This is a genomic window from Vreelandella zhaodongensis, from assembly GCF_013415115.1.
In the GTDB taxonomy this organism is placed as follows: Bacteria; Pseudomonadota; Gammaproteobacteria; order Pseudomonadales; family Halomonadaceae; genus Vreelandella; species Vreelandella zhaodongensis.
Genome location: NZ_JACCDD010000006.1, coordinates 153,247 through 180,157, shown reverse-complemented (window position 1 = coordinate 180,157; position 26,911 = coordinate 153,247). Strand labels below are relative to the sequence as shown.

General features: G+C 52.2%; 26 protein-coding genes. 12 read left to right on the top strand and 14 right to left on the bottom strand.

The genetic code is table 11. The annotated features are described in order from the left end of the window. The first annotated feature begins 204 nt into the window (after positions 1 to 204). Complete coding sequence (gene lipA, locus HZS79_RS12000) at positions 205 to 1,263, top strand: lipoyl synthase (RefSeq protein WP_162219224.1); 1,059 nt, start codon at positions 205 to 207, stop codon at positions 1,261 to 1,263. Positions 1,264 to 1,370: 107 nt separating this feature from the next. On the opposite strand, the gene lipB is transcribed toward lipA, so the two are convergent. The 11 genes from lipB to HZS79_RS11945 form a co-directional block, all read right to left on the bottom strand. Continuing rightward, positions 1,371 to 2,024, bottom strand: coding sequence for a lipoyl(octanoyl) transferase LipB (lipB, locus tag HZS79_RS11995; protein WP_179928003.1), 654 nt, complete (start codon positions 2,022 to 2,024; stop codon positions 1,371 to 1,373). A gap of 2 nt (positions 2,025 to 2,026) precedes the next feature. Then, positions 2,027 to 2,338 carry an HP0495 family protein gene (locus HZS79_RS11990; RefSeq protein ID WP_162219226.1) on the bottom strand — a complete coding sequence of 104 codons (312 nt, stop codon included), beginning with the start codon at positions 2,336 to 2,338 and terminating at the stop codon, positions 2,027 to 2,029. A 96-nt stretch (positions 2,339 to 2,434) separates the two neighbouring features. Continuing rightward, positions 2,435 to 3,634 carry a D-alanyl-D-alanine carboxypeptidase family protein gene (locus HZS79_RS11985; RefSeq protein WP_162219227.1) on the bottom strand — a complete coding sequence of 400 codons (1,200 nt, stop codon included), beginning with the start codon at positions 3,632 to 3,634 and terminating at the stop codon, positions 2,435 to 2,437. A 72-nt stretch (positions 3,635 to 3,706) separates the two neighbouring features. Continuing rightward, positions 3,707 to 4,675 carry a septal ring lytic transglycosylase RlpA family protein gene (locus HZS79_RS11980; protein ID WP_179928002.1) on the bottom strand — a complete coding sequence of 323 codons (969 nt, stop codon included), beginning with the start codon at positions 4,673 to 4,675 and terminating at the stop codon, positions 3,707 to 3,709. Further along, positions 4,672 to 5,694, bottom strand: a complete 1,023-nt coding sequence (gene mltB, locus HZS79_RS11975; protein ID WP_179928001.1) for a lytic murein transglycosylase B — start codon at positions 5,692 to 5,694, stop codon at positions 4,672 to 4,674. Before mltB ends, HZS79_RS11980 begins: the two co-directional genes overlap by 4 nt. 46 nt (positions 5,695 to 5,740) lie before the next feature. Continuing rightward, positions 5,741 to 6,904: a rod shape-determining protein RodA gene (gene rodA / locus HZS79_RS11970; RefSeq protein WP_162219230.1), complete on the bottom strand. Its 1,164-nt coding sequence runs from the start codon at positions 6,902 to 6,904 to the stop codon at positions 5,741 to 5,743. Then, entirely contained in the window at positions 6,904 to 8,811 is a 1,908-nt protein-coding gene (mrdA, locus tag HZS79_RS11965) for a penicillin-binding protein 2 (RefSeq protein WP_162219231.1), read from the bottom strand. Before mrdA ends, rodA begins: the two co-directional genes overlap by 1 nt. Before the next feature lie 35 nt (positions 8,812 to 8,846). Further along, positions 8,847 to 9,314 (bottom strand): 23S rRNA (pseudouridine(1915)-N(3))-methyltransferase RlmH, encoded by a 468-nt coding sequence (gene rlmH, locus HZS79_RS11960; RefSeq protein ID WP_162219232.1) that lies wholly within the window; start codon positions 9,312 to 9,314, stop codon positions 8,847 to 8,849. A 5-nt stretch (positions 9,315 to 9,319) separates the two neighbouring features. After that, on the bottom strand, positions 9,320 to 9,697 hold the full coding sequence (rsfS, locus tag HZS79_RS11955) for a ribosome silencing factor (protein ID WP_162219233.1): 378 nt from the start codon (positions 9,695 to 9,697) through the stop codon (positions 9,320 to 9,322). 88 nt (positions 9,698 to 9,785) lie between these two features. After that, positions 9,786 to 10,430 carry a nicotinate-nucleotide adenylyltransferase gene (nadD, locus tag HZS79_RS11950; RefSeq protein ID WP_179928063.1) on the bottom strand — a complete coding sequence of 215 codons (645 nt, stop codon included), beginning with the start codon at positions 10,428 to 10,430 and terminating at the stop codon, positions 9,786 to 9,788. Between the two features lie 55 nt (positions 10,431 to 10,485). Continuing rightward, on the bottom strand, positions 10,486 to 11,793 hold the full coding sequence (locus HZS79_RS11945) for a glutamate-5-semialdehyde dehydrogenase (protein ID WP_162219234.1): 1,308 nt from the start codon (positions 11,791 to 11,793) through the stop codon (positions 10,486 to 10,488). Positions 11,794 to 11,979: 186 nt separating this feature from the next. On the opposite strand from HZS79_RS11945, the gene HZS79_RS11940 reads away from it, so the two are divergent. From HZS79_RS11940 to HZS79_RS11930, 3 genes are read left to right on the top strand one after another with little or no spacing between them, the layout of a single operon-like run. Beyond that, a complete protein-coding gene (locus HZS79_RS11940) occupies positions 11,980 to 12,837 on the top strand; it encodes a hypothetical protein (RefSeq protein ID WP_162219235.1) in 858 nt (285 codons plus the stop codon). After that, positions 12,830 to 13,762 (top strand): diguanylate cyclase domain-containing protein, encoded by a 933-nt coding sequence (locus HZS79_RS11935; RefSeq protein ID WP_162219236.1) that lies wholly within the window; start codon positions 12,830 to 12,832, stop codon positions 13,760 to 13,762. The genes HZS79_RS11940 and HZS79_RS11935 overlap by 8 nt, the downstream gene beginning before the upstream one ends. 22 nt (positions 13,763 to 13,784) lie before the next feature. After that, positions 13,785 to 15,182 (top strand): VTT domain-containing protein, encoded by a 1,398-nt coding sequence (locus HZS79_RS11930; protein WP_179928000.1) that lies wholly within the window; start codon positions 13,785 to 13,787, stop codon positions 15,180 to 15,182. A gap of 25 nt (positions 15,183 to 15,207) precedes the next feature. On the opposite strand, the gene HZS79_RS11925 is transcribed toward HZS79_RS11930, so the two are convergent. From HZS79_RS11925 to mpl, 3 genes are read right to left on the bottom strand one after another with little or no spacing between them, the layout of a single operon-like run. Beyond that, complete coding sequence (locus HZS79_RS11925) at positions 15,208 to 15,831, bottom strand: LysE family translocator (RefSeq protein ID WP_179927999.1); 624 nt, start codon at positions 15,829 to 15,831, stop codon at positions 15,208 to 15,210. Beyond that, on the bottom strand, positions 15,832 to 16,485 hold the full coding sequence (locus tag HZS79_RS11920; RefSeq protein ID WP_179927998.1) for a UbiX family flavin prenyltransferase: 654 nt from the start codon (positions 16,483 to 16,485) through the stop codon (positions 15,832 to 15,834). Beyond that, positions 16,482 to 17,867 carry a UDP-N-acetylmuramate:L-alanyl-gamma-D-glutamyl-meso-diaminopimelate ligase gene (gene mpl / locus HZS79_RS11915; RefSeq protein ID WP_162219239.1) on the bottom strand — a complete coding sequence of 462 codons (1,386 nt, stop codon included), beginning with the start codon at positions 17,865 to 17,867 and terminating at the stop codon, positions 16,482 to 16,484. The genes HZS79_RS11920 and mpl overlap by 4 nt, the downstream gene beginning before the upstream one ends. Before the next feature lie 226 nt (positions 17,868 to 18,093). Between mpl and HZS79_RS11910 the strand changes: the two genes are divergently transcribed. The 8 genes from HZS79_RS11910 (at position 18,094) to pepQ (ending at position 26,871) form a co-directional block, all read left to right on the top strand. Then, positions 18,094 to 18,480: a glutaredoxin family protein gene (locus tag HZS79_RS11910; RefSeq protein ID WP_162219240.1), complete on the top strand. Its 387-nt coding sequence runs from the start codon at positions 18,094 to 18,096 to the stop codon at positions 18,478 to 18,480. A 267-nt stretch (positions 18,481 to 18,747) separates the two neighbouring features. Further along, positions 18,748 to 20,319 (top strand): ABC transporter substrate-binding protein, encoded by a 1,572-nt coding sequence (locus tag HZS79_RS11905; protein WP_179927997.1) that lies wholly within the window; start codon positions 18,748 to 18,750, stop codon positions 20,317 to 20,319. A gap of 170 nt (positions 20,320 to 20,489) precedes the next feature. Continuing rightward, positions 20,490 to 21,539: an ABC transporter permease gene (locus HZS79_RS11900; protein WP_162219242.1), complete on the top strand. Its 1,050-nt coding sequence runs from the start codon at positions 20,490 to 20,492 to the stop codon at positions 21,537 to 21,539. Next, positions 21,536 to 22,480 (top strand): ABC transporter permease, encoded by a 945-nt coding sequence (locus HZS79_RS11895; RefSeq protein ID WP_162219243.1) that lies wholly within the window; start codon positions 21,536 to 21,538, stop codon positions 22,478 to 22,480. The genes HZS79_RS11900 and HZS79_RS11895 overlap by 4 nt, the downstream gene beginning before the upstream one ends. Positions 22,481 to 22,487: 7 nt before the next feature. Next, positions 22,488 to 23,504: an ABC transporter ATP-binding protein gene (locus HZS79_RS11890; protein WP_162219244.1), complete on the top strand. Its 1,017-nt coding sequence runs from the start codon at positions 22,488 to 22,490 to the stop codon at positions 23,502 to 23,504. Next, positions 23,501 to 24,568 carry an ABC transporter ATP-binding protein gene (locus HZS79_RS11885; protein ID WP_162219245.1) on the top strand — a complete coding sequence of 356 codons (1,068 nt, stop codon included), beginning with the start codon at positions 23,501 to 23,503 and terminating at the stop codon, positions 24,566 to 24,568. Before HZS79_RS11890 ends, HZS79_RS11885 begins: the two co-directional genes overlap by 4 nt. A 49-nt stretch (positions 24,569 to 24,617) precedes the next feature. Continuing rightward, a complete protein-coding gene (locus HZS79_RS11880) occupies positions 24,618 to 25,529 on the top strand; it encodes a LysR family transcriptional regulator (protein WP_162219246.1) in 912 nt (303 codons plus the stop codon). 43 nt (positions 25,530 to 25,572) lie between these two features. Further along, positions 25,573 to 26,871 (top strand): Xaa-Pro dipeptidase, encoded by a 1,299-nt coding sequence (pepQ, locus tag HZS79_RS11875; protein ID WP_162219247.1) that lies wholly within the window; start codon positions 25,573 to 25,575, stop codon positions 26,869 to 26,871. Positions 26,872 to 26,911 lie beyond the last annotated feature (40 nt).

Genomic DNA, 26,911 nt, shown 5'->3' with positions numbered 1-26,911 from the left:
GAGAGCTTAGTGTCTTGTTAACCAACAGATATGTTACATTAACCTACTACCTACGTATCATTCAGAATATTCAGGGTTTGGCATGTATTCGCGCAGGCGATCCAACTGTCAACGCCATGGCTTTAAAATGCCATCGCCACAACATATGGTTAAACGCCACAACGTTTGGGCATTGCCTGCCGCACAGTAGAGAGGCTCTCTCCTATGAGCAACAACCCCACAACGCGTGTCCCTAGCGGCGAAAAATTCCGCAATGAGCATGGCATGTCGGTCATTAAAGACGGCATGAAGCAACGTAAATCTCAGTCAGAAGAAGCGCCTCCTAGTCTTGACCGCAAACCCAAGTGGTTGCGTGCTCAGATCCCCGGTGGCGAACGCTTTGAGGCGGTTAAAAAGAACGTCTCTGCGCATCGCTTAAGCACAGTTTGTGCGGAGTCGCACTGCCCTAATATGGGCGAGTGCTGGAGCAATGGCACCGCCACCATCATGTTAATGGGATCTGTTTGTACGCGCGCATGCCGGTTCTGTGCCGTAGACACGGGCAACCCCAAAGGGTGGTTAGATCAAGATGAACCGGAAAATACCGCCAAATCAGTTGAGTTGATGGGGCTACGCTACATCGTGCTGACCTCCGTCGACCGTGATGACCTGGACGACGGCGGTGCTACGCACTATGCCAACTGTATTAAGGCTATTAAAGCCCGCACACCGGAAGTGGTTGTAGAAGCACTAACACCCGATTTTGACGCAGACAAAGCCGCTATCGAGCGCGTTGTTGACTCTGGCTTGGAAGTGTTTGCCCAGAACGTCGAAACTGTCGAGCGCCTTACCAGTAAAGTGCGCGACCCTCGCGCTGGTTATCGTAAAACGCTGGACGTGCTAGCACATGCCAAACAGCATCGCCCGAACGTCATTACCAAAACCAGCATAATGCTTGGTTTAGGTGAAACTGACGAAGAAATACTTAAAACCTTCGATGATCTAAGAGAGATTGGCGTTGATATCGTAACGCTTGGCCAATATTTACGACCAACCAAAAACCACTTGGCCGTAGAGCGCTGGGTCACCCCAGAAGAGTTCGACCGCTATCGCGTACTTGGCCTTGAAAAAGGCTTTATGGAAGTGCCTTCCGGCCCATTGGTTCGCTCAAGCTATCGCGCTGATCGTGTCTTTGAGAAAAACAACCTGGGTCTTGCATCACCCGCTGCCGTCCCCGGCCAGGAACCTGACGCTAACCGCATACCTGCATTTAATGTTGGGTGAGCTAACTACCACCAACTACCTGCACACACGCCATTCAAATATGAGTAACCTCATCGTGGGCATTATGTGCAGGTAGTTGGTTTTTCTGAGCCTAATCAAAGCGCTAACTAGCTAGCATCCACCAACTCACGACGCAGTAGTTCAGCTAATGCAGCTGCCAGCTGGTCGCCTACTTGGCTTGATGTAGGTGGCAATGCCACTAAATCAGCGAGTCGCGTCACCTTCATACCCGCATAACCACAAGGGTTGATACGCTCAAAGGGCGATAAATCACCATCGACATTCAGTGCAACACCGTGATAGCTCGCCCCTCTTCGAATACGCAGGCCGAGCGAGGCAATTTTGGCTTCGCCATGGGGCGTATCAACATACACCCCAGGCGCATCGGCCTTAGCCCAAGCTGCCACGTTATATAAGGCAAGCACCGCAATCACGGCATTTTCTAGCGCAGTCACCAAATCTCGCACACCAACTTTGCCACGCCGCACATCTAGCAATGGATAGAGCACTATCTGGCCTGGGCCGTGGTAGGTAACTTGCCCGCCGCGATCTGTCTTAACCACTGGAATATCACCAGGCATCAACAAATGCTCTGGCTTGCCTGCCTGCCCCTGGGTGAAAACAGGGTCATGCTCGACAAGCCAGAATTGATCAGGCGTCGTACTATCTCGCGTGTCTGTTAGCTCTCGCATCGCTTCCCAAACAGGCAAATACGTACGATGACCAAGATGGCAAAGCTCGATAGCAGCTTGATTAGCCATGCTCATACCACCATATGCACGCGGCCCGTCGCTTTGAGATCATCAAACAACTGCCTAATCTGCTGTTCGCCTGTGGCGACAATAGTGACACGTACCGACTGGAATCGGCCATTGCGGCTATCAACAACCTGAAGCGTTGACTCATCAAAGTCTGGGGCATGCTTAACGATGACTTGACAGACACTCGCCGTAAAATCGTCTGCCGCATCGCCCACTATCTTAAGTGAGTAATCACAGGGGAATGTGATTTTAGGTGGTTCACTGGCGGTTGGCTGACGCAAATCTCGCAAGCCTTTTTTCGTGCCTTCTTTCATATATCACCTTTGCACTGCTACTCAACACTCACTAAGCCATGTGCTTTCATCACGTGCTGCCAGTAAATGGCAACAAACACGCGTTAGTGCTATCTACTAGCCCGTGAAATTGCCAATCAAGCCGCTAAAGAATCGACGCACTTGGTCAAAAAACCGTTTAAACAGACCGCCCTCTTCAACACTTTCTAACGCGACTAGTCGACGCTCACTTACCACATCTTCGCCTAAATAAACTTCCAGGGTTCCTACCTCGTCACCGATAGCCACAGGCGCACGAAGATCCGAGTTTATGTTCAGGCTAGCACGAAGTTCTTCATTACGATTGCGCGGCAGCGTTACAAATACTTCGCCATTAACACCAACCCGTAGTTCATTGGAATCACCACCCCATACACGGGGCGTTGCTAACACCGCGTCCTGCTCATAAAGCTTCATGGTTTCATAAAAGCGAAAACCGTAGCTCAGCAGTTTTTGTGACTCCTGCGCCCGCGACTCCTCGGAGCTAGTGCCCATGACCACCGAAATTAAGCGCATGTCATCCCGCAACGCAGAGGACACTAAGCCGTAACCTGCTTCAGTCGTCCAGCCAGTCTTCAAGCCATCAACAGTAGGGTCTCGCCAGAGCAGACGGTTACGGTTCGGCTGGTCAATACCGCCGAATGAGAAGTTGCGCTGGGAGTAAATCGCATAGTGGTCGGGGTAATCATTAATAATATATTGCGACAAAAGTGCCATATCGCGAGCAGTGGAGTAATGCTCCTCACCTGGCAGGCCTGTCGCATTTTGGAAATTGGTATTGTGCATTCCCAGACGCGTCGCGTGCTGGTTCATTAGATCAGCAAACGGAGCTTCACCACCGGCCAGGTGCTCGGCCACGGCGACACTGGCATCGTTGCCAGAGACAATGATAATACCTTTTAGCAAGTCACTTATTGAAACCTGGTCACCTACTTCAATAAACATCTTCGAGCCGCCGGTGCGCCAGGCCTTCTCACTAATGCTGACCATGTCATCCAGGTTAATGGTGCCGCGATCTAGCTCCCGCTCTACGAGGTATGCGGTCATCAGCTTGGTTAAACTCGCCGGTGGCAGGCGCTCATCTGAATTGTGCTCCGCCAACACACGGCCACTATCAGCATCCATCAAGATCCACGAGCTAGCCGCTAGCTGAGGCGGAGCAGGAATAACCGTTTGAGGCTGTGGAATCACCTGTGCCATAACAGATGAGGTAACCGTACAGAGCGCTGCAAGTAAACACAGCTGAGCTGTTCGGCGAATAGACTTCGTTACATTCATCGCTAACTTCTCACTAAAAAAGAAAATGACATCGAACACGCATGTCGATTTTGAATCAACAAAATAGTCGCACTATTGCACAACAATTGCATGCGGAAAGCCCGCCTGGCGTAGCTCTTCTCGCGCTTGGTTTTCCTGGCCGGGGCTTACCGGCCCAACCTGCACACGGTGCATCTCAGCATCGCTCATCACTCTTACGCTACGAGGCAATTCGTCAGTTAATCGCTTTTGCAACCGTTGAGCGCCTTCTGCACTTCCTAAAGCGGCAATTTGCAAATAGACCGCACCCCCTGACGCATAGGCGGACTGCTGTGAATAGTGATCATTTGCCCCTGCCTGCGCAGATGAATTTGCCACAGATGTTGGCTCACTACCCTGACCTTGCTCCGCCAGCCATCGTTTAGGGTCAATGGCTTCGACTTTTACTGGGCCAGTGCCTTCATCTAAAAAGCCCAAACGCGCCGCTGCTGCGTAAGAGAGATCGATCTCTCGATCGCTATGAAACGGACCTCGATCATTAACACGCACAATCACCGACTGCCCACTATTCAAGCTAGTCACACGAGCAAAGGTAGGCAATGGCAGCGAACGATGCGCCGCTGTCATTTTATACATGTCATAAATTTCGCCATTTGAGGTGGCATATCCGTGAAACTTTTCACCGTACCAAGAAGCCGTCCCCCGCTTGGCATACCCCGTTGCATCGGGTAGCACGTGATAAGTTTCTCCCCACACTTCATAGGTCGAACGGTTGCCTGCACGGGATAGCGGCTCTATACGCGGTACGGCGTCGGGCACTTTGCTGACATCAGGTGGCTCAAGCGGGTATGCGTCACCCGCCATTGCATAACGCCCACCAGGGTCACTGCTGGTCGCTACCCCAGCTGCTGGCTGTGTGCCACTCATAGTAGGCGCGCTCGTTGGCTGTTCTAAACTGACACTGTCATCTTGTTTAGCTTCATGGCTGGCGCAGCCGCTGACGAGCATCACGATAGCCATTGCGCCACCAACACAGCGAACATCAGACAGCAATGTTTTCATCTTTGATCCTCAACCTGCTGAGCAATCGCTTCTGATAATTCCGCTACGGCCATTGCATAAAGGTGGCTGTGGTTATAGCGCATAATAACGTAGAGGTTATATTCACCCAGGCGATAGCCAATGTTGTCGTCAGCGAACTCAAGCCATACTGGGACGACAGGCAGCTCAGGATCGAGGTCAACCTCTGCCTCAACACCGGCGGCCATCGCATCTGCCGCGGTCACTTTAGGCGCGCCCGTTTGATTAAACGGAAGTTCCTCCGGTACTATCTCGGGGCCGGTCGCCTCATGATAGATGGCACCCTCGCGTTGCCAGCCATGTACCGCGAAGTAGTTGGCAACACTGCCAATGGCATCGGTCGGGTTTTCCCACAAATCACGCATACCATCGCCATCAAAGTCCACCGCATACGCTTGATAGCTAGTAGGAATAAACTGCGGGTACCCCATTGCGCCGGCATACGAGCCGTAGAGCTCAGAAGGCTCGACGTCCTGTTCATAAGCGATATCCAAGAAAGCGGCTAACTCTCCCCGGAAAAAATTGCCACGAACAGGGTGATAAAACGCCAGTGTTGCCAGGGAATCCAGCACACGATGCCGCCCTTTATGGCGCCCATAGTACGTTTCCACCCCTATAATGGCAGTGATTACTTCTGGGGGAACGCCGTATACATCTTCAGCCCGCGACAGCGCTTCCGCATGCGTGTTAATAAACTCCGCACCTTCTTCAATGCGCTGCTGAGTTAAAAAAATGTCACGGTACTCATGCCAGCGTAAGCGCCGCTCAGCCGCCCCCTCCATGGCATCAAGCACCGACTGGCTGAAGACGGCCTGATTGACGGCGTCCGTTAGCCACTCTTCAGGGATTCCCTTAGTCACTAGTTCTTCCACTAGTTTTTGGGTGCCTTCGTGAAACTGGGGATCAAAATGCGCAGTTTCATCAGCCCAAGCGCCAGAATAAGAAAACGCCAGCAATGCGGTGATCAAACAACCGCCTGCGCTAGTCCGGGCTATATTCATTGACTCACCACTCCTGTGAAAAGCACCATCACTTGTCCATTCAATATTAGCGGGGTAACAAACGCCGGTGGGCGTGTATGGACATGAGAATACCGAACCCTGCAAGCAAGGTCACGCTCGACGTTCCACCATAGCTCACCAGCGGCAGTGGCACGCCAACTACCGGCAAAATACCACTGACCATGCCAACATTAACAAACACATAGATAAAAAATGTGAGGATAATACTACCTGCCACCAGCCGCCCAAATGTATCTTGGGATGAGGTAGCTAACCAAAGACCGCGCCCTACGATCATGACGTAAAGACATAGCAGCATTAACATGCCAACCAAGCCAAACTCTTCGCCAAGAACCGCAATTATAAAGTCCGTGTGACGCTCAGGAAGAAACTCTAACTGCGACTGCGTACCTTGTAACCAACCTTTTCCCCAAAGGCCACCACTACCAATAGCGGTTGTCGATTGGATAATGTTCCAGCCAGCTCCTAATGGATCACTTTCTGGGTCTAGAAAGGTGAGAACTCGCTGACGCTGATAGTTATGCATATTCATCCACAGCACGGGTAAGCCTGCTGCAATGAATGCCCCCACCAGGGCAATAAGGCGCCAAGACAGCCCAGCTAGCAGTACAACAATGACTGCTGCGCTTGCCACAACAAGCGATGTTCCTAAATCGGGCTGAATAGCCGTCAGTAGTACCGGCACACCAATAATAACGGCACATACCACGATATCTCGTAACCGTGGAGGAAGTTGACAACGGTTCAAATAGGCAGCCACCATCAGAGGCACCGCCAACTTCATCATTTCAGATGGTTGAAAACGAATAACGCCGGGTATTTCTAACCAACGCTTTGCCCCCATTCCGACATCGCCAGCAACCTCAACCGCCACCAGCATTGCTAACCCCACACCGTAGGCCAAAGGTGCCCATCGCAAAAAAGTTGATGGTGAGAATTGAGCAATAATGACCATACCCACCAATGCAACACCAAAACGAACACTTTGTGCAATGACGGCTTCAATACGCTGACCCGAGGCACTGTAGAGCACTAACAAACCTGCCGCCATCAGCACCAGCAGCATGCCGAGCAGCCATGGGTCGATATGTATGCGCTCCCAAATGCTCTTACGACGTGCAATACCGCTATCCGGAGGGCGCACTGGATAACGGCGAAACGAACGAGGAAGAGTCTGCCAGGTTTTCATTAATTCCCCTCCACGCCAGCAGTATCAGCTTCCAGCTCTTCCTTAATCTCATCAATATCGGGTGCTTCATTGTCTAACAGCCATGCATCAGTCATCGCGCGAGCCAGGTGAGCGGCATGGGTACTCCCTCCACCCGCGTTCTCGACAATCACCGATACCGCAATTTGAGGATCTTCCAGGGGGGCAAACGCCATAAAAAGCGCGTGATCACGCAGGCGCTCCTCAAGCTCGGCAGCATTGTAGCGTTGATCCTGCCCCAGAGAGAACACCTGGGCGGTGCCTGACTTTCCGCCCATACGGTACTCTAGCCCCACCCCGGTGCGCCGAGCGGTGCCTTCGTGACCAGTCAACACTTTTTCCATGCCACTAAAAACCCGGTCCCACCAGGCCTCGTTATCAAGCTGAATATCTGGCAACGTATCCGGTAAGTCTCTGGCTAACGGTTCACCGCCAATTTCCATGGCAATACGTGGTTTCACCCAACGCCCTTGATTTGCCAAGGCCGCTGTTGCGCTGGCCAGTTGTAGCGGCGTCACCTGCCAGTACCCTTGGCCTATACCGACCGAGAGCGTTTCACCAGGGTACCAGGGCTGATTGAATCGCGCTCTTTTCCAATCACGGGAAGGCATCAGCGCCGCACTTTCACCCTGTACATCATGAGCCACCCGCTGTCCAAAACCGAAATTGGACATTTGTTCATGCAGCTTGTCGATGCCAAGGTCATGGGCCAACGAGTAATAGTACGTATTATTAGAGACGGCGATTGAACGCTCCATATCAACCCGACCGTGCCCCCAGCGCAACCAGTTACGATAGCGGCGAGAGTCGTTTGGCAGCTGATAAAAGCCTGGGTCATTAATCGTGCTGTTTGGCGTAATCGCCCCCTCTATTAGTCCCGCTAACGCTAAGAAGGGCTTAATAGTCGAACCTGGCGGGTAATGCCCGCGGATAGCGCGATTAAAGAGCGGTAAGTCGAGATCTTCCTGCAACCCACGGTAGGAGGCGACATCAATACCGGTGACAAACTGATTACTGTCAAACCCTGGGGTCGACACCATCGCAAGGATTTCGCCCGTTGCAGGTGCAATCGCAACGATAGAGCCACGCCTGCCATCCATCAGCTCGTAAGCCAGCGCTTGCATCGACTTATCAAGCGTTAGCGTTAGATTTTTACCAGGGACGGGATCCGTTCGCCCAAGCTCTCTGAGCACGCGTCCGCGAGCGTTGGTTTCTACTTTGCGCAAGCCAGCTTGACCATGCAGCTCCTCTTCGTAAAAACGCTCAACACCTGTCTTACCAATAAAGTGGGTGCCCGCGTAGCGCCCTGTATCCAATGTTTTCAACTCTTCAGCATTAATACGCCCGACATACCCTAGCGCGTGCGCCATTACTTCAGCATCGGGATAATAGCGCAACAGCTGCGCTTCAACCTCAACCCCAGGTAGGCGGTGACGGTTAACCGCCAGACGTGCAATTTGATCTTCGCTCAAATCGCTCATTAAAAGTGCTGGTTGAAAAGGACGCTGGCGCTGGCGAGAGCGAACATTGAAGGCTTCGATATCATCTTGGGGTAAGTCGAGCAGCTCAACTAGCAGCGTCAGCGTTTCTTCCAGGCTGTCTACTCGCTCACGCACAAGAGTCAAGTTGTAGGTAGGACGGTTTTCAGCCAGCAACACACCATTGCGGTCATAGATCAACCCACGATTCGGGGGGAGTGGCTCAACACGTACACGGTTTTTTTCTGAGCGGGTACTGTACAGATCGTGCTGTACGATCTGAAGATAGGCTAAGCGCCCTGTCAGCAAGCCTGTCAATATGACAACAACCAGTACGGCAAGCAGCGCCCTGACACGAAAAATTCGTAACTCTTGTCCAGGGTTTTTAAGCGTGTCAGGGCGCTGAGGCATGGGTAAAGATGACTCTCAAATCAAACAAAAAGCGTTTAGCGATGATAGGGGTGACCCACTAACAAGGTCCATGCCCGATAAAGCTGCTCAGCTAGCATGATACGGACTAACGGATGTGGAAGCGTGAGAGGCGACAGTGACCATGTTTTATCTGCCATTGCTGACAGGGACGGCTCTAAACCATCGGGCCCACCCACCAGCAGTGCAATGTCTCGCCCCTGCATCCGCCAGGCATCTGCCTCGCTGGCCAACTGTTCGGTGCTCCATGGTTTCCCTTTAACTTCCAGGGCAACAATGTATTCATCGCCGCGTAGCTTGTCGCGGATACGCTGTGCTTCCTGAGCACGCGCTTTAGCAACATCGGCATTTTTGCCGCGCTGACCCAGTGAAATTTCTTCAATTTCAAGTGAGAAATCACGCGGCAGCCGTTTGCGGTAAGTTTCGACGCCCTCCTCTACCCAAGCCGGCATTTTCGTACCCACCGCTAACAGCCTAATCCTCATGGTACCTAGGCTCGCTCTTCAAACCGTTTTAGCGATGCTTCGATCGCTCCAGTATCAGTCGGCATATCTGCCCACAAGCGTTCAAGGTCATAAAGAGCACGGGCTTCTGGCAGCATGATATGGACAACAACATCGCCTAGATCTACTAGTACCCAGTCGGCATTATCGCCACCTTCAACACCACGAGGTTTTAGACCAGCCGCCTTCGCTTTTTCGACAACGTTCTGCGCTAACGCAGCAACGTGACGTGTCGACGTGCCGCTGGCAATCAGCATCAAATCGGTGACTTCGGTTAATTTAGAAACATCTAGCTGCGTGATATCACGTGCTTTAAGCTCTTCTAGCGCGTCTACCGCTAGCATTTTCAATTTATCGATGTGCATGACTCCTAAAGGCAACCCCTTGTGGCAATAAAGTAATCATTAACTAGCAAGCCAGCCATTGTAACGGCTTCTTTCGCGACTGCCAGCGCTATTCATCTATTTGGTATAGCCCATACTTAAAAATAGCTTGCTCTACCGATTCTGGAAGCAAATAGCGCACGCTTTTGCCCGCCTGAAGCCGCTCGCGAATATAGGTGGCTGAAATAGCCATGAGCGAGGGTAGCGTCAACATCAGCAGGCCACCATGGGTATTATGCATTAACGACTGAACACTACTGACTTCACGATTTCCAACCAGTTCCTTTAATGCTTCCGGCCAGGGGGATTGATAGCCAGGCCGAGAGATCACTACCAAATGCGCAAAATCAAACAGCTGCTCGGCATTATGCCAACGTGCCAAGCGTAAGAAAGCGTCAAACCCAATTACCATCACCAACGGCACTTTGTCCCCATACTGCTGCCGCAACTCAGAGAGAGTATCCACGCTGTAGGAGGGGCCATCTCGGTGAAGCTCGCGATCATCCGCTAATAAACCCGGTGTATCTCCAATACCTGCTTTCAATAGTTCAAAGCGCTGTACAGCCGACACTTGTGGCGTATCACGCAACGGAGGCTGGGGAGCGGGAATCATATGCAACTTATCAAGCCCTAACGCTTCCCGCACCTCAATAGCACTGCGTAAATGCCCAAGGTGCACGGGGTCAAACGTTCCACCCAACATGCCTATTCGCATTGGCGCTATTTGCTTATGAACTGTTTGGCTATGTACTGGTCGCATCAAATTGTGCTCACTGCCTCACCTGACCATCTCCAAAAACGATATATTTCTGGGTAGTGAGGCCTTCCAGCCCTACGGGGCCTCGCGCGTGCAGCTTATCAGTAGAGATACCTATTTCCGCGCCCAAACCATACTCAAACCCATCGGCAAAGCGAGTAGAAGCATTAACAACCACTGAGCTTGAATCAACTTCTGCCATGAAGCGTCTTGCCAAACTGTAATCCTGGGTGACGATGGCATCCGTATGGTGAGAGCCAAACTGTTCGATATGACGCATCGCCTCATCGATACCATCCACCACTTTAATCGCCAAAATGGGCGCAAGGTACTCTGCAGCCCAGTCCTCTTCTGTCGCCAACACCACGTTAGGCAGCAATGCTTTGGTACGCTCGCAGCCCCTTAGCTCGACATGATGTTCGGCGTACGCGCTGGCTAATTGTGGCAGCACGATATCAGCAATCGGCGCGTCCACAAGCAGCGTTTCCATGGTATTGCAGGTGCCGTAGCGGTGAGTTTTGGCGTTGACAGCAATTGCCATGGCTTTAGCGGGATCCGCCGTGGTGTCGATATAAACATGGCAAACGCCATCTAAATGTTTAATCACCGGCACGGTTGCCTCTCGAGAGATCCGCTCAATGAGCGACTTTCCTCCCCGGGGAATAATCACATCAACATAGTCGGGCATACTGATCATGGCCCCCACGGCCGCTCGGTCCGTGGTCGCTACCACCTGCACAGACGCGGCCGGCAAACCCGCATCAGCCAACCCTTGCTGAATACAGTCGCCAATCGCAGCATTTGAAGCGCTGGCTTCAGAGCCGCCTCGAAGCAAGCAGGCATTTCCTGACTTTAAACAAAGACTCGCTGCTTCAAGCGTCACATTGGGACGAGATTCGTAGATAATGCCAATCACTCCAAGCGGCACGCGCATCTTGCCTACTTGAATACCACTCGGGCGATAACGCATGTCGGTAATTTCACCGACAGGGTCTGGCAACGCAGCGACTTGATGAAGCCCCTCAATCATTGCCTCGATACGCTGGTCATCGAGTGACAGGCGATCTAACAGTGCCGCATCCAAACCGCTCTCTTTCCCACGCTGCATGTCTAGCGCGTTCGCTTCCAGAATTAGCCGCTTTGAAGCCGCCAAGCGCAAGGCCATTGCATTGAGAGCTCGATTTTTCAGCCCTGTATCGGCTCGGCGCAGCTCGCTCGCGGCTGACCGAGCCTCTCGCCCAAGAACCTGAATATAAGCGGGCACATCCCCCGCAGCCAATTGCTGTTGGGCTTCGTTCTGGAATGCGTTTAAACCGCTCATACTGACTCCCTGTGTCATGTCGTGTGCAAGGTAAGTTGCATTATGTGGTAGTGGTACCGAGTGATTGTCAGTATGTTACGTTATTTGAACGTTATACTGATGTAATACGCGGCTTAATATTTACGCATGAGCGTCATCAAGCCGCTCACTAGGCAACCCTGCATTAAAGGTGAATAGTAAGCCACCATGCAAAGCAAGTACAAAATACGCCTGCTAAGAGCCAACTTATTCGCAGCAGCTTGTGTCCTGGCATTCTGGGCACTGACCGCACCTCCTGCCGCATCACTGGCATTATGGCTGTCAGTCGGCTGGTTGTTTGTTACGGCATTGCTACTTGATTTTAGCCATCGACGTTCTAAAGGGCTGCCGTGGCAGCTGCTAGCTGGCATGCTGCTCTTAGGCCTCATCGCGACAGCTCCAGAGCGCCACAGCATATTGATATGGGCATGGGCGGCTATGTTTATGTTGCCACAAAATCGCTGGGTAGCCGTCTTCAACGTGACAACCGCTTTTTTGAGCTGGTTGCTGATCTCTTCATTTCTTTCGCTTGCAGAGAGTCTACTGCTGTTAGCTGCTCTAACAATTCTGGGCATTCTATCTATTACACGGGCATGCCAATTAATTGATATCAACGGATCTATTCGCCAACGCTTGCGCCTTATCCCTGGTCTCAATTTATGGGCTGGAGAGCAGCTGTTAAAAGACCTCAGTCGAGAACAGACGCGCTCTGAGCGCGAAGCGATCTATGCTGAAGTATTCCTGATTCAGGTAAAACGCCACCAGCTTTGGTCAGCAGCACAAAAATTGTGCAGTCTCACCTATAGTTTCGAAAATGTTTATCGATTAGATAGCCATACATTAGCGACCCTAACGTTGTCACATAGCCCAAAGGAAGCCTCACAACGTCGCAAACTGCTGTGTGCGGCACTGCCAGAAAAGCAGCGCTATCAACATATGCCACTCATGGATATGGAACTATCTACCATAACACTCGAAACGCTAACCAGCCTCCTTCCGCAGCAGTTAGGGGAAGCCAATGATTGACCAGCCGCTGCCTAGGCGCTTAATGACATTTGCTTACACGTTCGGTATGGCGGTGATGGCAGGCTATACTCTGTGGCTTTACGGCATGGGCAATTATCGCGACCTTTTAGTCCCCATGTTTGTCACACTGCTCTTGATTACAGCCTTTTTAATGCACCACAGCCCAGGCTTAAACCCTGTTTTTCCTCGCATTATTGTGTTGAGCAGTATTTACATCGTCGTCTTGTCAGCATTTTATTATCAACCAACCACCTCGCCTGTATGGCTAGGCCTGCCTGTGACTGCCGCCTTTTTATTGCTCCCCATGTGGGGCGCTTTGTTGCTAACTGCCCTAGTAGGCCCTTTGTGGTGGCTGTTATTTGCTCACAGTGACTTACCTCTCGTTTTAATCACTGGCTATATTGCTTTAATCCTACTGCTGGCCTTACCTCCATGGGAGCATGCACGCCGACAGGCATTGTTAAGAGCCACTGACCCAAACGATAACGATTGCAATGCTTACCATATAGATACGCTTAAAGAGCGCTTACACAATGAGTTTCAACGTGCGGCAAAGCTCAATAAACGCCTAGCTGTCCTGGTACTGCATTTACCGCAACTGGATATGGTAGAAGAACAATTTGGCCGACGCGCTCAAACGGCCTTATTAGACGCACTTTGCAGTGAAGTTAACAGCCGATGCCGCGACCACGATCTACTCGGGAGAGCCAATAATTCGACATTTTGGCTGGTATTACCTGACACTAGCGAGAGCGGCGCGCTACTGGTACGCGAACGGCTTCAAAGGGCACTGTCACGCCGAGTATTAGTAGAAACCGGCCAGCTAGAAACGCGTATTGCGGTGTGCTTGCCTTGCCGAAATGAAAGTTATGAATGCTATGTGCAGCGCTTAGAATCTCGCTCAAAGGTGTTTACTAACACCTAATTTCTCTTTTATGGAGCTATCTGTGTCTTTCACCGACTCACTTTTTGCTCTCTCGCTATCTCCAACCATGCTTCTGCTGCTGGTACTGCTGATTGCGCTAGCGGAGTCTCTGGCAGTTGTCGGCTTATTGGTTCCAGGCGTGATGCTAATTACGGCTGTCGCGTCAGTTGCGGGGCACCAGGCCATTGGCCTTCCCTGGATCATCAGCGCCGCGCTGATAGGTGCCATTTTAGGCGACGGCATAAGTTATAAGCTGGGTTACCACCACCGTGAACAAGTCACCCAGCGCTGGCCCCTAGCTCAACACCCCGAATGGCTAGGTAGAGGTGCCCGTTTTTTTGAGCGCTATGGCATCTATTCGGTGTTTTTCGGGCGGTTTATAGGCCCCGTACGCCCCATTATCCCATTAGTGGCTGGGATGATGCGCATGCCGCCTCGTACGTTTTTGTGGGCTAATGTTACATCAGCCGCCTTATGGGCTCCGGCCTACGTTCTGCCTGGTTATTTATTGGGGCGCACTTGGCAACAGCATCTCAACCTGCCCCCCAATATAGAGGCAGCCGCTCTTATGATGGCAGCCAGCATCATCGTGTTAGCCATTGTGTTTTCATGGGGCAGAGCGCAGGTCGGGCGTCACGGCTGGGGCTATTTGGTAATTGCACGCGTTATACGCCGCATCCCCTTTATGCGACGCCCCTGGCTTGCCATGAGTCAGTCGGGCGAAGTGCCTATCGCATCGTTACTTTTGTTTATTGTGTCGTTAACGAGTTTTTCAGCATGGACACTACTGGTCATTCATCACCATGGCCCACTGATGATGGACCTACAAGCACAACGGCTGTTTAGCTGGCTAAGCAATGTTCCTACCGTACAGACAAGTCTTGTCTTGTCCGAAATAGGCGACAAGCTAGGAATCGCTGCCCTGCTGCTTCCCTGGGCACTATGGCTCCTCATCCACAAACGTCTGGATGCTCTTTATCACTGGGGCGCTGCCATTGGTGGTATTGCACTGCTCAATACGCTTGGAAAGTCCATTTTTGGGCGGGCCCGTCCAGAGACACCTGAACACTTGATCGGCTCGCTCTCTTACCCTAGCGCCCATACGTCCACGTTTGTTGTCGTCATTGGCCTGGGCGCAGCATTTTTAGTCCCTGCCTTACCTCACAGACGACACTTTTGGATTTACTGGCTTGCTATTGCACTGGTAACACCAATGGCTCTGTCTCGCTTGGTCTTAAATCTACACTGGCTTAGCGATCTCATTGGTGGCGCACTGCTTGGCTTACTTGTGTGCGCCCTTGTTCGCCTTAGCTGGCAACGCCGTTATAGGCCCCCCTTACTCTGTAGCTACTGGCAGTGGGCCATGGCAGCATCCTTCATACTGGTCAGCCTTCGCGTCACCTTGTTGCCACCTGTTTAATCCAGCAATTTTAATGAAACAATGGCTAGCCTAAGGCTAGCCATATACCAACGCCCATCATCAGCGTGCCTGCTATGCGATTAAGCAGACGTACATTACCGCTTTTGCCAAGCACATTACGCAGGGTTTTGCCGCCCGTGGCATATACCAGCATGCTGGCAAACTCGATAATTAAGATAACGGCAATGAGTAAGCTAAGCTGAGGGGCAAGCGGGCGGCTGCTGTCTAGAAATGGTGGTAAAAGCACCATAAAGAAAGCCCACCCCTTGGGGTTAGCCACGGCGGTGACTAATCCTTGAATCGCCAGCGATAGTCGGCCTGCCGGAGGGCCAGCATTTAGCTCGTTGGGGATGGCCATTCGCCCCCGCGAACGCCACATCATAATACCTAAATACCCCAAATAAGCGCCGCCAGCCCACTTAAAAGCGATGAATAGCTCTGGTTGGCGGAGCATTAACGCCGCAACACCTGCCCCAGCAGCGGCGGCGACAAAACCCACGCCGATTAATTCGCCAATCATCATCCACAGCGTGCGTTTTACCCCTTGAGTCATGCCCATCACCATCGCCAAGGTCATACACATACCTGGCGTGAGCGATACAAACAAAAAGGTAGGTACAAAGACAGTTAGCATCGCCCATGAGATCATTCACTCATCCTTATCATCAGCGTGTTCCACTGCTGCGCTGCCCTCTTCGCCCCAGCGAGGAATTAATGCGTGTGTAATGCCCAACTGGTTGAGAATACGAGCCACAATAAAATCAATAAGGTCTTCCAAACACTGCGGCCGATGATAAAACCCAGGAGCAGCTGGCAGAATCACCACCCCAAGACGACTTAGCGCCAACATATGCTCCAAATGAATGGGTGAGAACGGGCTTTCACGCGGCACCAGCACCAGTGTTCGACGCTCTTTGATAGCCACATCTGCCGCACGCTCAATTAAATTATTGCTTGCACCTGTGGCCACCGCAGATAGTGTGCCAGTCGAACATGGGCAGACCACCATCGCAGAAGGCGCGCCAGAGCCAGAGGCCACCGGCGCCATCCAATCCTCACGGCCAAAGCAGCGGATTTGACCAGGCTTAGCACCACTACGCTGAGTTAGCGCGTCTACCAAGCGCTTGGGCTGAGCAGGCAGTGTCACATCAGTCTCGGTAGCGATGACCATATGCGCCGCTTTGGAAATCATTACCCACACTTCATGCCCAGCGTCCACCAGCACCTCTATTAGGCGTAGGCCGTACTGCGCGCCAGAGGCCCCCGTCAATGCCACGGTAATAGGGGGGTTAAAGTCACTCACTCGAATGGCTCCTTAGCATTTAAGGCATTCAACAGGCGCTGATGTACGCCCTCAAAACCTCCATTGGACATCACTACAATACGGTCGAGGGGTGACGCTTGAATGACAACCGCATTCACCAGCTCATCGATGTCACTGAACAGTTTGCTACGCTCGCCTTGCTCGGCTACCAACGCCTCCATAGACCAGTCCAGGCCAGCTGGCTGAAACCAGAACACCGCGTCTGCTTCGGCAACGCTATCATTTAAACGTGTACGCAAAGCACCCAGCCGCATGGTGTTGGAGCGTGGCTCTATAACAGCCAATAAACGCCCCTTGGTAGTGGCTGCACGCAGCCCCCCTAGAGTCGCCGAAATGGCAGTCGGGTGGTGAGCAAAGTCATCAATGACTTGAACTCCGTTAACCTCACCAATCACCTCTTGACGACGACGAGGCGTTTGAAAACGAGCTAATGCAGCGCAGGCACGGGCAAGATCCACGCCACACCGACTAGCTGCGGCAAGTGATGCAAGTGCATTGCGTGCGTTGTGCTCGCCTGTTAACCCCCACTCGACGACACCGTCCTCTTCGCCGTCCGGCCCAACGTGGAGCACTTGAAAACGGGTTCCATCATCGCGCTCCAAACGCAACTGCCACTCGCTAGTGCTCAAACATCCAAAGTGCTCGACTGGCGACCACGCGCCCATTTCAAGCACACGCTCTAACGCTGGCTGCTGATCAGCCACCAGCAAATGGCCCTGGCTGGGCACGGTGCGGACTAAATGGTGGAACTGACGTTCAATCGCGGCCAAGTCAGGAAAGATATCAGCATGATCAAACTCCAGATTATTCATCACCGCAATATGGGGGCGGTAGTGGACAAACTTGGAACGTTTGTCAAAAAAAGCCGTATCGTATTCGTCGGCTTCCACAATAAAAGGGCTAGCGTGGCCACCCAAGCGCGCCGACACGCCAAAATTACGCGGTACGCCACCAATCAAGAACCCTGGCGCTAAGCCTGCGCTTTCCAGCAACCAGGCCAACAGGCTCGCGGTGGTGGTTTTACCATGGGTGCCAGCAACCGCAATGACCTTTCTGCCCGGAAGCACATAGTCGGATAACCATTGCGCGCCTGAGGTATATCGCAAACCGCTGTTGAGCAGCGCTTCGACTTCTTCATTTCCTCGGGACAGTGCATTGCCCACCACCACTAGGTCTGGCATGTCGTCGAGATTTTCGGCTCGATACCCCACCATCAGCGTGATGCCCGCTTCTTCCAGCTGAGTGCTCATGGGTGGATACACATTAGCGTCTGAACCACTCACCTGATGCCCTAGCTCGCGAGCGAGTAGCGCCAAGCTACCCATAAAAGTGCCACAGATACCAATAATATGCAGACGCATAGGTGAAGCGCTCCTTACGTAACTTTTCACTAGGTTGCTGAGACTAGCACGCAACGAGAACAGGCTCATCTAGTTCAAAGTAGCGCCACCTGCTCACCAACAGCCTAAGCTCGATCAGAAAGTGACAAAACGACCCGTTTGTTGCAGGATGCGCCTACCTTTTATCGACCCTTTTCCATTCACTTATCGTTATCGACCAACCACTGTGTTGGCGAGGGAGCTTACGATGCGTATTTTGATTCGTTATTTCTTTAGAGGCGTTCGCCTGATTTTGGCTCCGGTCATGTTGATCTCAGAAAAGCTTTCAACACCTAAGTCTATCGAGCGTTCACCGGAAGAGCAGGCCAAAGTGGATGCCGCCTGCCAGCGTCTCGCCCTCTATCAATTTCGGACATGCCCGTTTTGTATCAAGGTGCGTAAAGAGATCGCGAGGCTAGGCCTAAAGATCGAGCTGCGAGATGCGCAGCTCGATCCTGAACACAAAAAAGCGCTGCAAGAAGGCGGTGGCAAGGTAAAAGTCCCCTGCCTCAAAATCAGTCACGAGGATGGCCAAGAAGAGTGGCTCTATGAATCAGACGCAATTAATCGTTGGCTACACCAACACTTCGCTTAACTGACCGTTGACAGGATGCCGCTATGACGACGATGAGCTAAGTAGCGGCCCCCCACCTTCGTCTAACGACTGCACCTTTCAGCACCGCGCCTAGCCCTATCATTCAGCAGATGAATGATACCTCTCATTATTTCGATTGTATGACGCGACCACCACTCTCTATGTTAACAACATAGCTTACGAGCTAACCGTGTCTGTTTTACTGGCTTTTAAGCGCGTTATGCTTAACCAGTAAAGTGAACAATAAACAATACAAAGGGAATAATAATGACGCTCAAGAAAACGCTACTGGCTTCTGTCATTGGTGCCGTGGTTGCGGGCACGACGATGCTCCCCATGACCGCAAGCGCTGAAACCTTGCGCATTGGTTACTCTGCCGACCCTGAAACGCTTGATATTCATGAGCAGCTGTCTGGCGGTATGCTACGCTTTTCCCATTTAGCGTTTGATCCGCTGGTACGCTGGACAAAAGACTTCCAGTTCGAGCCGCGTCTAGCATCCGAGTGGGAGCAAATTGACGATACCCATATGCGCATGACACTGCGTGAAGGCGTTACTTTCCATTCTGGAAACGAGTTCACCGCCGAAGATGTGGTGTGGACCATTGAGCGTTTGAAAGAGAGCCCCGATTACCGCGCTATTTTTGAGCCAATTGCCAGTGCCGAGGCGGTCGATGATTACACCGTCGAAATCACAACGACAGCCCCCTACCCGTTGCTACTCAACCTCGCTACTTATATCTTCCCGATGGACAGCAAGTTCTATACCGGTGAAACCGATAGCGGCAACGATAAAGCGGAAATCATCAAATCAGGCAACTCATTTGCATCACGTAATGTTTCCGGTACTGGGCCGTTTATTGTCACCGACCGCCGCCAGGGCGTGCGAGTTGATTTTGAGCGGTTTGAAGACTATTGGGACACAGAAACTAAAGGCAACGTCTCTCGAATTGTGCTAACTCCCATTGCTGAAAATGCCTCTCGTGTCGCTGCTTTACTGTCGGGCGGTGTTGATTTTATTGATGCCGTCCCCCCCAACGACCTAGACCGTGTGCGTGATGCTAGCAATGCCAATCTGTTCGAGATTGCTGGTACACGTATCATTGGTTTCCAACTTAATGAAGAACGGGTTGAGGCCTTCCAAGACCCTCGCGTTCGTCAAGCCGTTGATCTCGCCATTAATCAAGAGGCTATCGCTGACCGCTTGATGCGCGGCTTCGCCACCCCTGCAGGCCAATTCTCCCCAGAAGGTTATTCCGGCCATAATCCTGACCTTGTGCCCCGCTACGATATAGAGCGTGCTCAGGAGCTAATGGCTGAAGCTGGCTACGAAGATGGTTTTAGCGTCGATATGATCGCGCCGAATAACCGCTACGTGAATGATGCGCAAATTGCTCAAGCCGTTGCCAACATGCTGGCGCGCATCAATATCGACGTAAGCTTGCGCACCATGCCCCTAGCGCAGTACTGGCCAGAGTACGATACCCGTCAGTCAGACATTGCCATGATTGGCTGGCACTCCGATACCGAAGACAGCGCTAACTTCTTCCAATACCTGTCTTTCTGTATTGATGACGAAACCGGCGCAGGCCAGTACAACTACGGCAGCTACTGCAACGAAGAGATTGACGCACTGGTCACCCAGGCAGATAGCGAAACCGACCTGGAAAAACGCAACGAAATGTTGCGTGAGGCCGAAGCGATGCTTTACGAGGACGTTGGCTATATCATGTTGCACTGGCAAAATTTAGCCTATGCTGCGGCGGATGGCGTAGATATCGAGCCGGTTGTTAATGCTATCGACTTCCCGTACCTCGGTGACTTGGTGATTGACCGTTAAGACCCGCTGTCTCGTAGCATAAACTTGCATGGATGCTTCGCTCTCCAGATGCCTGGAGAGCGAAGTGTTCTGGTTGGTTTAACAGCCATAGGCCAGCTGCGAAACATGCCTCCTATTTTCACTATCAAATCTTATTTTTAATTAAACCTATGACATAGGTGGCGTACGCCATGATTGCTTTTTTAATCAAGCGCCTGATGCACGCAATATTGGTGATGTTTGTCATCAGTGTACTGGCCTTCGCCATTCAGGATAACCTGGGTGACCCTGTACAGCAGATGGTCGGACAGTCGGTTCCCGAAAGTGAGCGTGAGGCTATTCGTGAACGCTTAGGCTTAAATGATTCCTTCCTTGTGCAATATGCCCGCTTTGCTAAAAACGCGGTACAAGGTGATTTCGGCTACTCTTACTTCTACCGCGAACCTGCGCTAGAGGTCATTGCACGCCATTTACCTGCCACACTTGAGCTAGTGTTTGCCGCCACGCTGATTATTGTGGTGTTTTCTGTTCCGATCGGAGTATATAGCGCCATTAAGCCGCGCTCACCGATATCACGATTTTTTATGGGCGTGTCCATCATCGGCATTTCCATCCCCGTATTTCTAACCGCCATTTTGTTAATTCAGATTTTTGCTATAGGCATCACCATTACGCTGTTCCCACAGGGCACTGGCTGGGGAGCCTGGCTAAATGGACTGCTCTCCACTGAAGGCAATATGCCCTCGTTTGGACGCGGCTACGATTTAGTCCATGTGGTAGGGCATTGGGATACCAACCTGGCTACCTGGGATGGTGTAAAACACTTGGTGCTTCCAGCGGTTTCACTCGCCTCTATCATGCTGCCGCTGTTTATCCGTCTAATTCGTGCAGAGATGATGGAAGTACTGCAATCAGACTATGTGAAATATGCACGTGCAAAGGGAATTTCCATGCGCCGCGTGTACTTTGTTCATGCACTTAAGAACACCATGCTGCCGGTAATTACCGTTGGCGGTGTTCAAATCGGCACGATGGTGGCTTACACCATTTTGACCGAAACCGTCTTTCAATGGCCTGGAATGGGGCTGATGTTCCTTGATGCCATCAACCATGCTGATATTCCGCTAATTGTTACCTACCTGATGATTGTCGGCCTCATTTTCGTGGTGACCAATACCATCGTGGATTTGATCTACGGCTTTGTGAACCCCACCGTAAAACTGACTGGGAAGCCAGCATGACAACGTCTACAACAACGACCACTCCCAGCCGCTGGAAGCGCCTACGCGACTCCTACCTGTGGTACAGCTTTAAGCGAGACCGCACTGCTCAGTTATGTTTGGCAGTCTTTATCTGCCTAGTCATAGCGGCTTTTTCAGCGCCCATGCTGGCGCCTACAGACCCCTATGATTTGCGCCATATCGACATTATGTCCTCCGAGCTACCACCGTTTTGGATTGATGGCGCCGATGAGCGTTACAGCCTGGGCACCGATGCGCAGGGGCGCGATTTATGGTCGATCATTCTCTACGGCACCCGTGTATCATTACTCATTGGTTTTGGCGCGGTGATGCTCCAAGCATTGCTAGGCGTTACCTTTGGCCTGATGGCTGGCTACTTAGGCGGACGTGTAGACGCTTTTTTAATGCGGCTAGCGGATATTCAGCTGTCGTTTTCCACATTGATGGTTGCCATTGTGGTGGGAGCCGTGGTGAAAGCCACCATGGGTAGCGCGTTTTATAGCCAATACGCCGTACTAATGCTGATTTTAATTATCGGGCTAGCCGAATGGCCTCAGTACGCACGTACAGTGCGCGCATCCGTCTTGGCTGAAAAGAATAAAGAGTACGTCGATGCCGCTCGTGTAATGGGCCTGCGCAGTAAACGCATAATGTTCCGCCACGTGTTACCCAATACGCTTTCGCCCATTTTTGTTATCTCCACCGTGCAAATTGCCAATGCCATTATTTCCGAAGCGGCCTTGTCGTTTCTGGGCTTGGGGATGCCTGAAACCCACCCTTCTCTTGGATCACTGATCAAGTCCGGCTTTGACTATATTCAGTCAGGATCCTGGTGGATCACACTGATTCCGGGTGCGGTACTAGTTGTGCTGGTGCTGTCTATCAATCTATTGGGCGATTGGCTGCGCGATGTCATGAACCCACGACTCTATAAAGGCTGAGGACACCATGGCACTTCTTGAAGTCTCTCAACTCGACGTGCGTTTTGCCCTTCGTCAGGGCGAAGTCCGAGCACTGCGCGACGTCTCTTTCACACTTGAACGCGGCGAGCGCTTAGGCATCGTTGGTGAGTCTGGGGCAGGTAAATCCGTCGCCGCTTTCTCGCTGCTTAACTTGATCGCCAAGCCTGGGTTTATTGCCGGTGGCACGATTACGTTTGACGGCCAAACGCTCAACACAATGTCCGAGCGTGGTCTGCGCAAAGTGCGCGGTAATCGTATATCAATGATCTTCCAAGACCCGATGATGACGCTGAACCCAGTGCTTTCTATTGGCGAACAGATGGTTGAATGCTTAAAAGCCCATCGACGCATCTCTACGAAAGAAGCCCGCGCGATTGCACTCGATAAACTGCGACAAGTGCAAATCCCTTCGCCAGAAACGCGTTTGGATCAGTATCCCCATGAGCTTTCCGGCGGCATGCGCCAGCGTATTATCATTGCCATTGCGCTACTGCTTGACCCAGATATTATTATTGCCGACGAGCCTACGACGGCGCTGGATGTCACCATCCAAGCTGAAATCATGGCGCTGTTGCTAGAGCTTTGCGAGCAACATAACGTCGGACTTATATTGATTACCCACGACTTAGGGGTCGTCAGCCAAGTGACTCAACGCATATTGGTCATGTATGCAGGTCGCGTCATCGAGCAAGGCTCCACACGCGAAATCATCAATGACCCACAACACCCCTATACCCAGGGATTGATTAACGCACTGCCCCAAATGGCAACCCCGGGCGAAAGGCTCAATCAAATTCGTGGCAGTATGCCATCGCTATCTAACTTGCCCAGTGGCTGCGCTTTCCATCCACGCTGCGATTTTATCAACCGTGCTGATGGTCAACCACGCCCTGCATGTACCCAACAAGTGCCTGCGTTTGTTGAGTCGGGCAACTGTCGTGTCGCCTGCCATATGGTGGCTGAAATGCTTGAAGACCGTCGCCTGAAGGAGGAGTCCCCATGAATGCTCAGGCAGAAACGCTTAGTGTTACTTCTACCCCGACACAAAACGAAGAGAGTAGCGATTCATTGCTGCAAATTCGCGGGTTAAAAAAGCGCTTTTCACTATCAGGGGATTTCCTAGACCAGCTCCGCTTTAAAGGCGGCAAGCTGGTTCGTCACCAAGAGTATGTGCATGCGATCAACGGCGTTAATCTCGATATAAAACGCGGCGAAGCACTTTGTGTGGTTGGCGAGTCTGGGTGCGGTAAATCCACCGTTGCTCGCACCGTGATGGGGCTTATCACCCCTTCAGAAGGTGAGATTCATTATGGTGGCGAACGTATTGACCATTTAAGCTCACGCCAATTGCTGCCCTATCGCAAGCGTATGCAGATGATTTTTCAGAATCCTTACGCATCGCTGAACCCGCGAATGACCATTCAGCAAACCCTGGAAGAACCCCTTCGCTTGCACCATCCAGACTGGAATCAAGCAAAGATTCTCGACAAAGTCGGAGATGTGATGCGCTCAGTTGGGATCGACCCCGACTGGGGCAAACGCTTCGGGCACGAGTTTTCCGGTGGTCAGCGCCAGCGTATCGCCATTGCTCGTGCTTTGGCCGTTGACCCAGAGTTCATCGTTGCTGACGAGCCTATTTCAGCGCTCGATGTTTCCATTCAAGCCCAGGTATTGAACCTGCTGATGGATGCTCAGCGCGACCGTAATCTCACCTACCTATTTATTACTCATGACTTAGCAGTCGTTGAACACTTTGGCACTCGGGTAGCCGTCATGTACTTGGGGACGGTATGCGAGGTTGCCACCACTGCAACACTGTTTGCCAAACCGCGCCACCCGTATACCCAGGCACTGTTATCAGCTATTCCCCGCTTGAAAGATGACCGACCACAGCATATTCGTCTCACTGGCGAGGTGCCTACACCGGTTAATTTACCAAGCGGCTGTGTTTTCCACGGGCGCTGCCCTTACGTCAACGACCGCTGCAAGCGGGAAATCCCTGCTTTACAAACCCAGGATGACGGCACCCGCGTTGCGTGCCACGCTGTTGAAGAAGGTCGGCTATGAAAGCGCTGTTAACAGCAACATCAGGCTTGGCAGCACTACGAGGTAAGACATGGAAATTCGCTGGCTAGACGACTTTATTGCCCTGGCCAGAACGCGACACTTCTCCCGCGCAGCGGATGAGCAGCATGTCACGCAACCCACTTTTTCGCGGCGCATCAAGCTGCTGGAAGAGGAGATGGGGGTCACGCTGATCAACCGGCAAACACTGCCGCTTTCGCTCACGCCAGCGGGAGAAGAGTTTCTAACGCTTTGCGAGCAAGTCACCGACCGGGTGCGCTTGACTCGTGATCGCGTGCGTGAAATTAGCGCCGGACAACAACGCCGCATTATGGCTGCGGCGCCGCAAAGCCTGCTCGCACATTTTTTGCCGGAGTGGCTTGCCGCCACTGGCTGGCAAGAGAGAATACAGCCATATTTACGTGCTACCAGCTGGGTAGCCAGCGACTATTTTCAGGCGCTTGCTCGGGCGGAGTGTGACCTGGCTATCTGTTACTGGCCAATAGGTCGGTGCGATTTAGAGATAGACACCAGCGCCTGCACGTATCGCGTTATTGGCCATGAGCGTTTGATTCCCATCACAGGGCTGAACGCGGACGGTTCTCCCTGCGCCTTACTACCTGGCTCGCGGCAACAGCCAACCCCATGGCTGGCATACCCCAAGCGCGGTTTGTTGGGCTCGGCGGTGAAAGCGCACCTTGCTCGCCTACCTCAAAGTACCTATCTCACTGCGCAAAACGAGAATCTTTATGCCGCAGGCATCAAAGAACTGGTGCTTCTTGGTTACGGCATGAGTTGGTTACCAGAGCGCACCGTCGCAGCAGAACTGGCCAACGGCACCTTAGTCCGAGCGGGCGATAGTCGCTGGGATGTGCCCATGGAATTACGACTATACCGACACCAACATCAGTCTCACGCGGAGCTCGATAAACTCTGGAGTGAACTCGCCTTATCACGACTCTGAGCAAGCTTTTAAGAAGGCTTTTGAGAAAGGACACGCCACCACCATGTCAACTACCCTGTTTAACTTACAACGCGACCACTTAGCCCATCTACAGCGTGCCTACTCTGACATACTCGCCAAACACGAGTTGGATAGCCTCGCTATTTACAGTGGTCATGCCAGCCCACATTTTGGGGACGACCAGTCACCCACCTTTCAAACCTATGGCCACTTTATGCACTGGGTGGGCATGGACGACATTCAACATAGCTGGCTGGTAATTCAGCCAGGTAAACGCCCGCAGCTGTATCTCTATGCACCTGCCGACTTCTGGCACTTGCCGACCCACTTGCCCGACGAGCCCTGGGTTGCTGAATTCGATGTGCAGCTATGCCCCAGTATCACAATGCCTTCTCTACCTGGTCGTGCAGCCATCATTGGTGATATTGATCGCCTTGATGCGATGCCAGCACAAGCGCGAGATGCCCTGCAGCACCCCGTTATGCTGGTTCACGCGCTAGACGAACTGCGTATGTTTAAAACTCAGTATGAAATTGCTTGTCTGAGGGAAGCGAATCGCTTGGCAATGGCAGGGCATCAAGCTGCACAAGCCGCTTTCGTTGGTGCATCTGCAGAGCTGGACATTCAACTGGCTTATTTGGGCGCTAGCAGACAGCGTGAATCAGACGTGCCTTACCAAAACATCATCGGTCTTAATCAGCATGCGGGCGTGCTGCACTACCAGCACTACAACCTGACCACCCCTAAGCAACGGCACAGCTTGCTGGTTGATGCAGGGCGTCGTTTTCGCGGCTACTGCGCTGATATTACCCGCACTTACGCAGGGCCCGATGCACCTAACATGTTTCACGAATTGTTAGGTGCCCTGCACACCTTAAAAAACAACCTTGTGGAAAGCGTTGCGCCAGGCGTTGAATTTATGGCGCTACATGAGCAAATGCACCACCAGCTGGCTGACATTCTCATCACACACGACCTATTTCGAGGCAGCACCAAAGAAGCCGTCAGTGAAGGGGTTACGCGAGCCTTTTGCCCACACGGCTTAGGTCACTCGTTGGGCCTGCAGGTTCACGATGTGGCAGGGCTACGCCATCCGGATGGAACGCCTTCGCCCGCGCCGGAGGAACACCCAGCGTTACGATTAACCCGTACGCTACGTCCAGGCATGGTAGTAACAATCGAACCAGGGTTTTACTATATTCCTATGCTGCTAGAGCCATTGCGCAGTAAGGCACTGCCCATTAACTGGGTGCTGGTCGACTCATTAGCAGCGTGTGGCGGCATCCGGATTGAAGATAACGTACTAATTACCGAAAACGGCTTTGATAACTTAACGCCATAACCTAATCGTGCATTGCGATATAAAAGTACGCCCAGCTTAA

Coding starts and splice junctions, on each gene's coding strand:
- lipA (WP_162219224.1), top strand. CDS start 205: ATGAGCAACAACCCCACAACGCGTGTCCCTAGCGGCGAAAAATTCCGC.
- lipB (WP_179928003.1), bottom strand. CDS start 2,024: ATGGCTAATCAAGCTGCTATCGAGCTTTGCCATCTTGGTCATCGTACG.
- HZS79_RS11990 (WP_162219226.1), bottom strand. CDS start 2,338: ATGAAAGAAGGCACGAAAAAAGGCTTGCGAGATTTGCGTCAGCCAACC.
- HZS79_RS11985 (WP_162219227.1), bottom strand. CDS start 3,634: ATGAATGTAACGAAGTCTATTCGCCGAACAGCTCAGCTGTGTTTACTT.
- HZS79_RS11980 (WP_179928002.1), bottom strand. CDS start 4,675: ATGAAAACATTGCTGTCTGATGTTCGCTGTGTTGGTGGCGCAATGGCT.
- mltB (WP_179928001.1), bottom strand. CDS start 5,694: ATGAATATAGCCCGGACTAGCGCAGGCGGTTGTTTGATCACCGCATTG.
- rodA (WP_162219230.1), bottom strand. CDS start 6,904: ATGAAAACCTGGCAGACTCTTCCTCGTTCGTTTCGCCGTTATCCAGTG.
- mrdA (WP_162219231.1), bottom strand. CDS start 8,811: ATGCCTCAGCGCCCTGACACGCTTAAAAACCCTGGACAAGAGTTACGA.
- rlmH (WP_162219232.1), bottom strand. CDS start 9,314: ATGAGGATTAGGCTGTTAGCGGTGGGTACGAAAATGCCGGCTTGGGTA.
- rsfS (WP_162219233.1), bottom strand. CDS start 9,697: ATGCACATCGATAAATTGAAAATGCTAGCGGTAGACGCGCTAGAAGAG.
- nadD (WP_179928063.1), bottom strand. CDS start 10,430: ATGCGAATAGGCATGTTGGGTGGAACGTTTGACCCCGTGCACCTTGGG.
- HZS79_RS11945 (WP_162219234.1), bottom strand. CDS start 11,793: ATGAGCGGTTTAAACGCATTCCAGAACGAAGCCCAACAGCAATTGGCT.
- HZS79_RS11940 (WP_162219235.1), top strand. CDS start 11,980: ATGCAAAGCAAGTACAAAATACGCCTGCTAAGAGCCAACTTATTCGCA.
- HZS79_RS11935 (WP_162219236.1), top strand. CDS start 12,830: ATGATTGACCAGCCGCTGCCTAGGCGCTTAATGACATTTGCTTACACG.
- HZS79_RS11925 (WP_179927999.1), bottom strand. CDS start 15,831: ATGATCTCATGGGCGATGCTAACTGTCTTTGTACCTACCTTTTTGTTT.
- mpl (WP_162219239.1), bottom strand. CDS start 17,867: ATGCGTCTGCATATTATTGGTATCTGTGGCACTTTTATGGGTAGCTTG.
- HZS79_RS11910 (WP_162219240.1), top strand. CDS start 18,094: ATGCGTATTTTGATTCGTTATTTCTTTAGAGGCGTTCGCCTGATTTTG.
- HZS79_RS11905 (WP_179927997.1), top strand. CDS start 18,748: ATGACGCTCAAGAAAACGCTACTGGCTTCTGTCATTGGTGCCGTGGTT.
- HZS79_RS11900 (WP_162219242.1), top strand. CDS start 20,490: ATGATTGCTTTTTTAATCAAGCGCCTGATGCACGCAATATTGGTGATG.
- HZS79_RS11895 (WP_162219243.1), top strand. CDS start 21,536: ATGACAACGTCTACAACAACGACCACTCCCAGCCGCTGGAAGCGCCTA.
- HZS79_RS11890 (WP_162219244.1), top strand. CDS start 22,488: ATGGCACTTCTTGAAGTCTCTCAACTCGACGTGCGTTTTGCCCTTCGT.
- HZS79_RS11885 (WP_162219245.1), top strand. CDS start 23,501: ATGAATGCTCAGGCAGAAACGCTTAGTGTTACTTCTACCCCGACACAA.
- HZS79_RS11880 (WP_162219246.1), top strand. CDS start 24,618: ATGGAAATTCGCTGGCTAGACGACTTTATTGCCCTGGCCAGAACGCGA.
- pepQ (WP_162219247.1), top strand. CDS start 25,573: ATGTCAACTACCCTGTTTAACTTACAACGCGACCACTTAGCCCATCTA.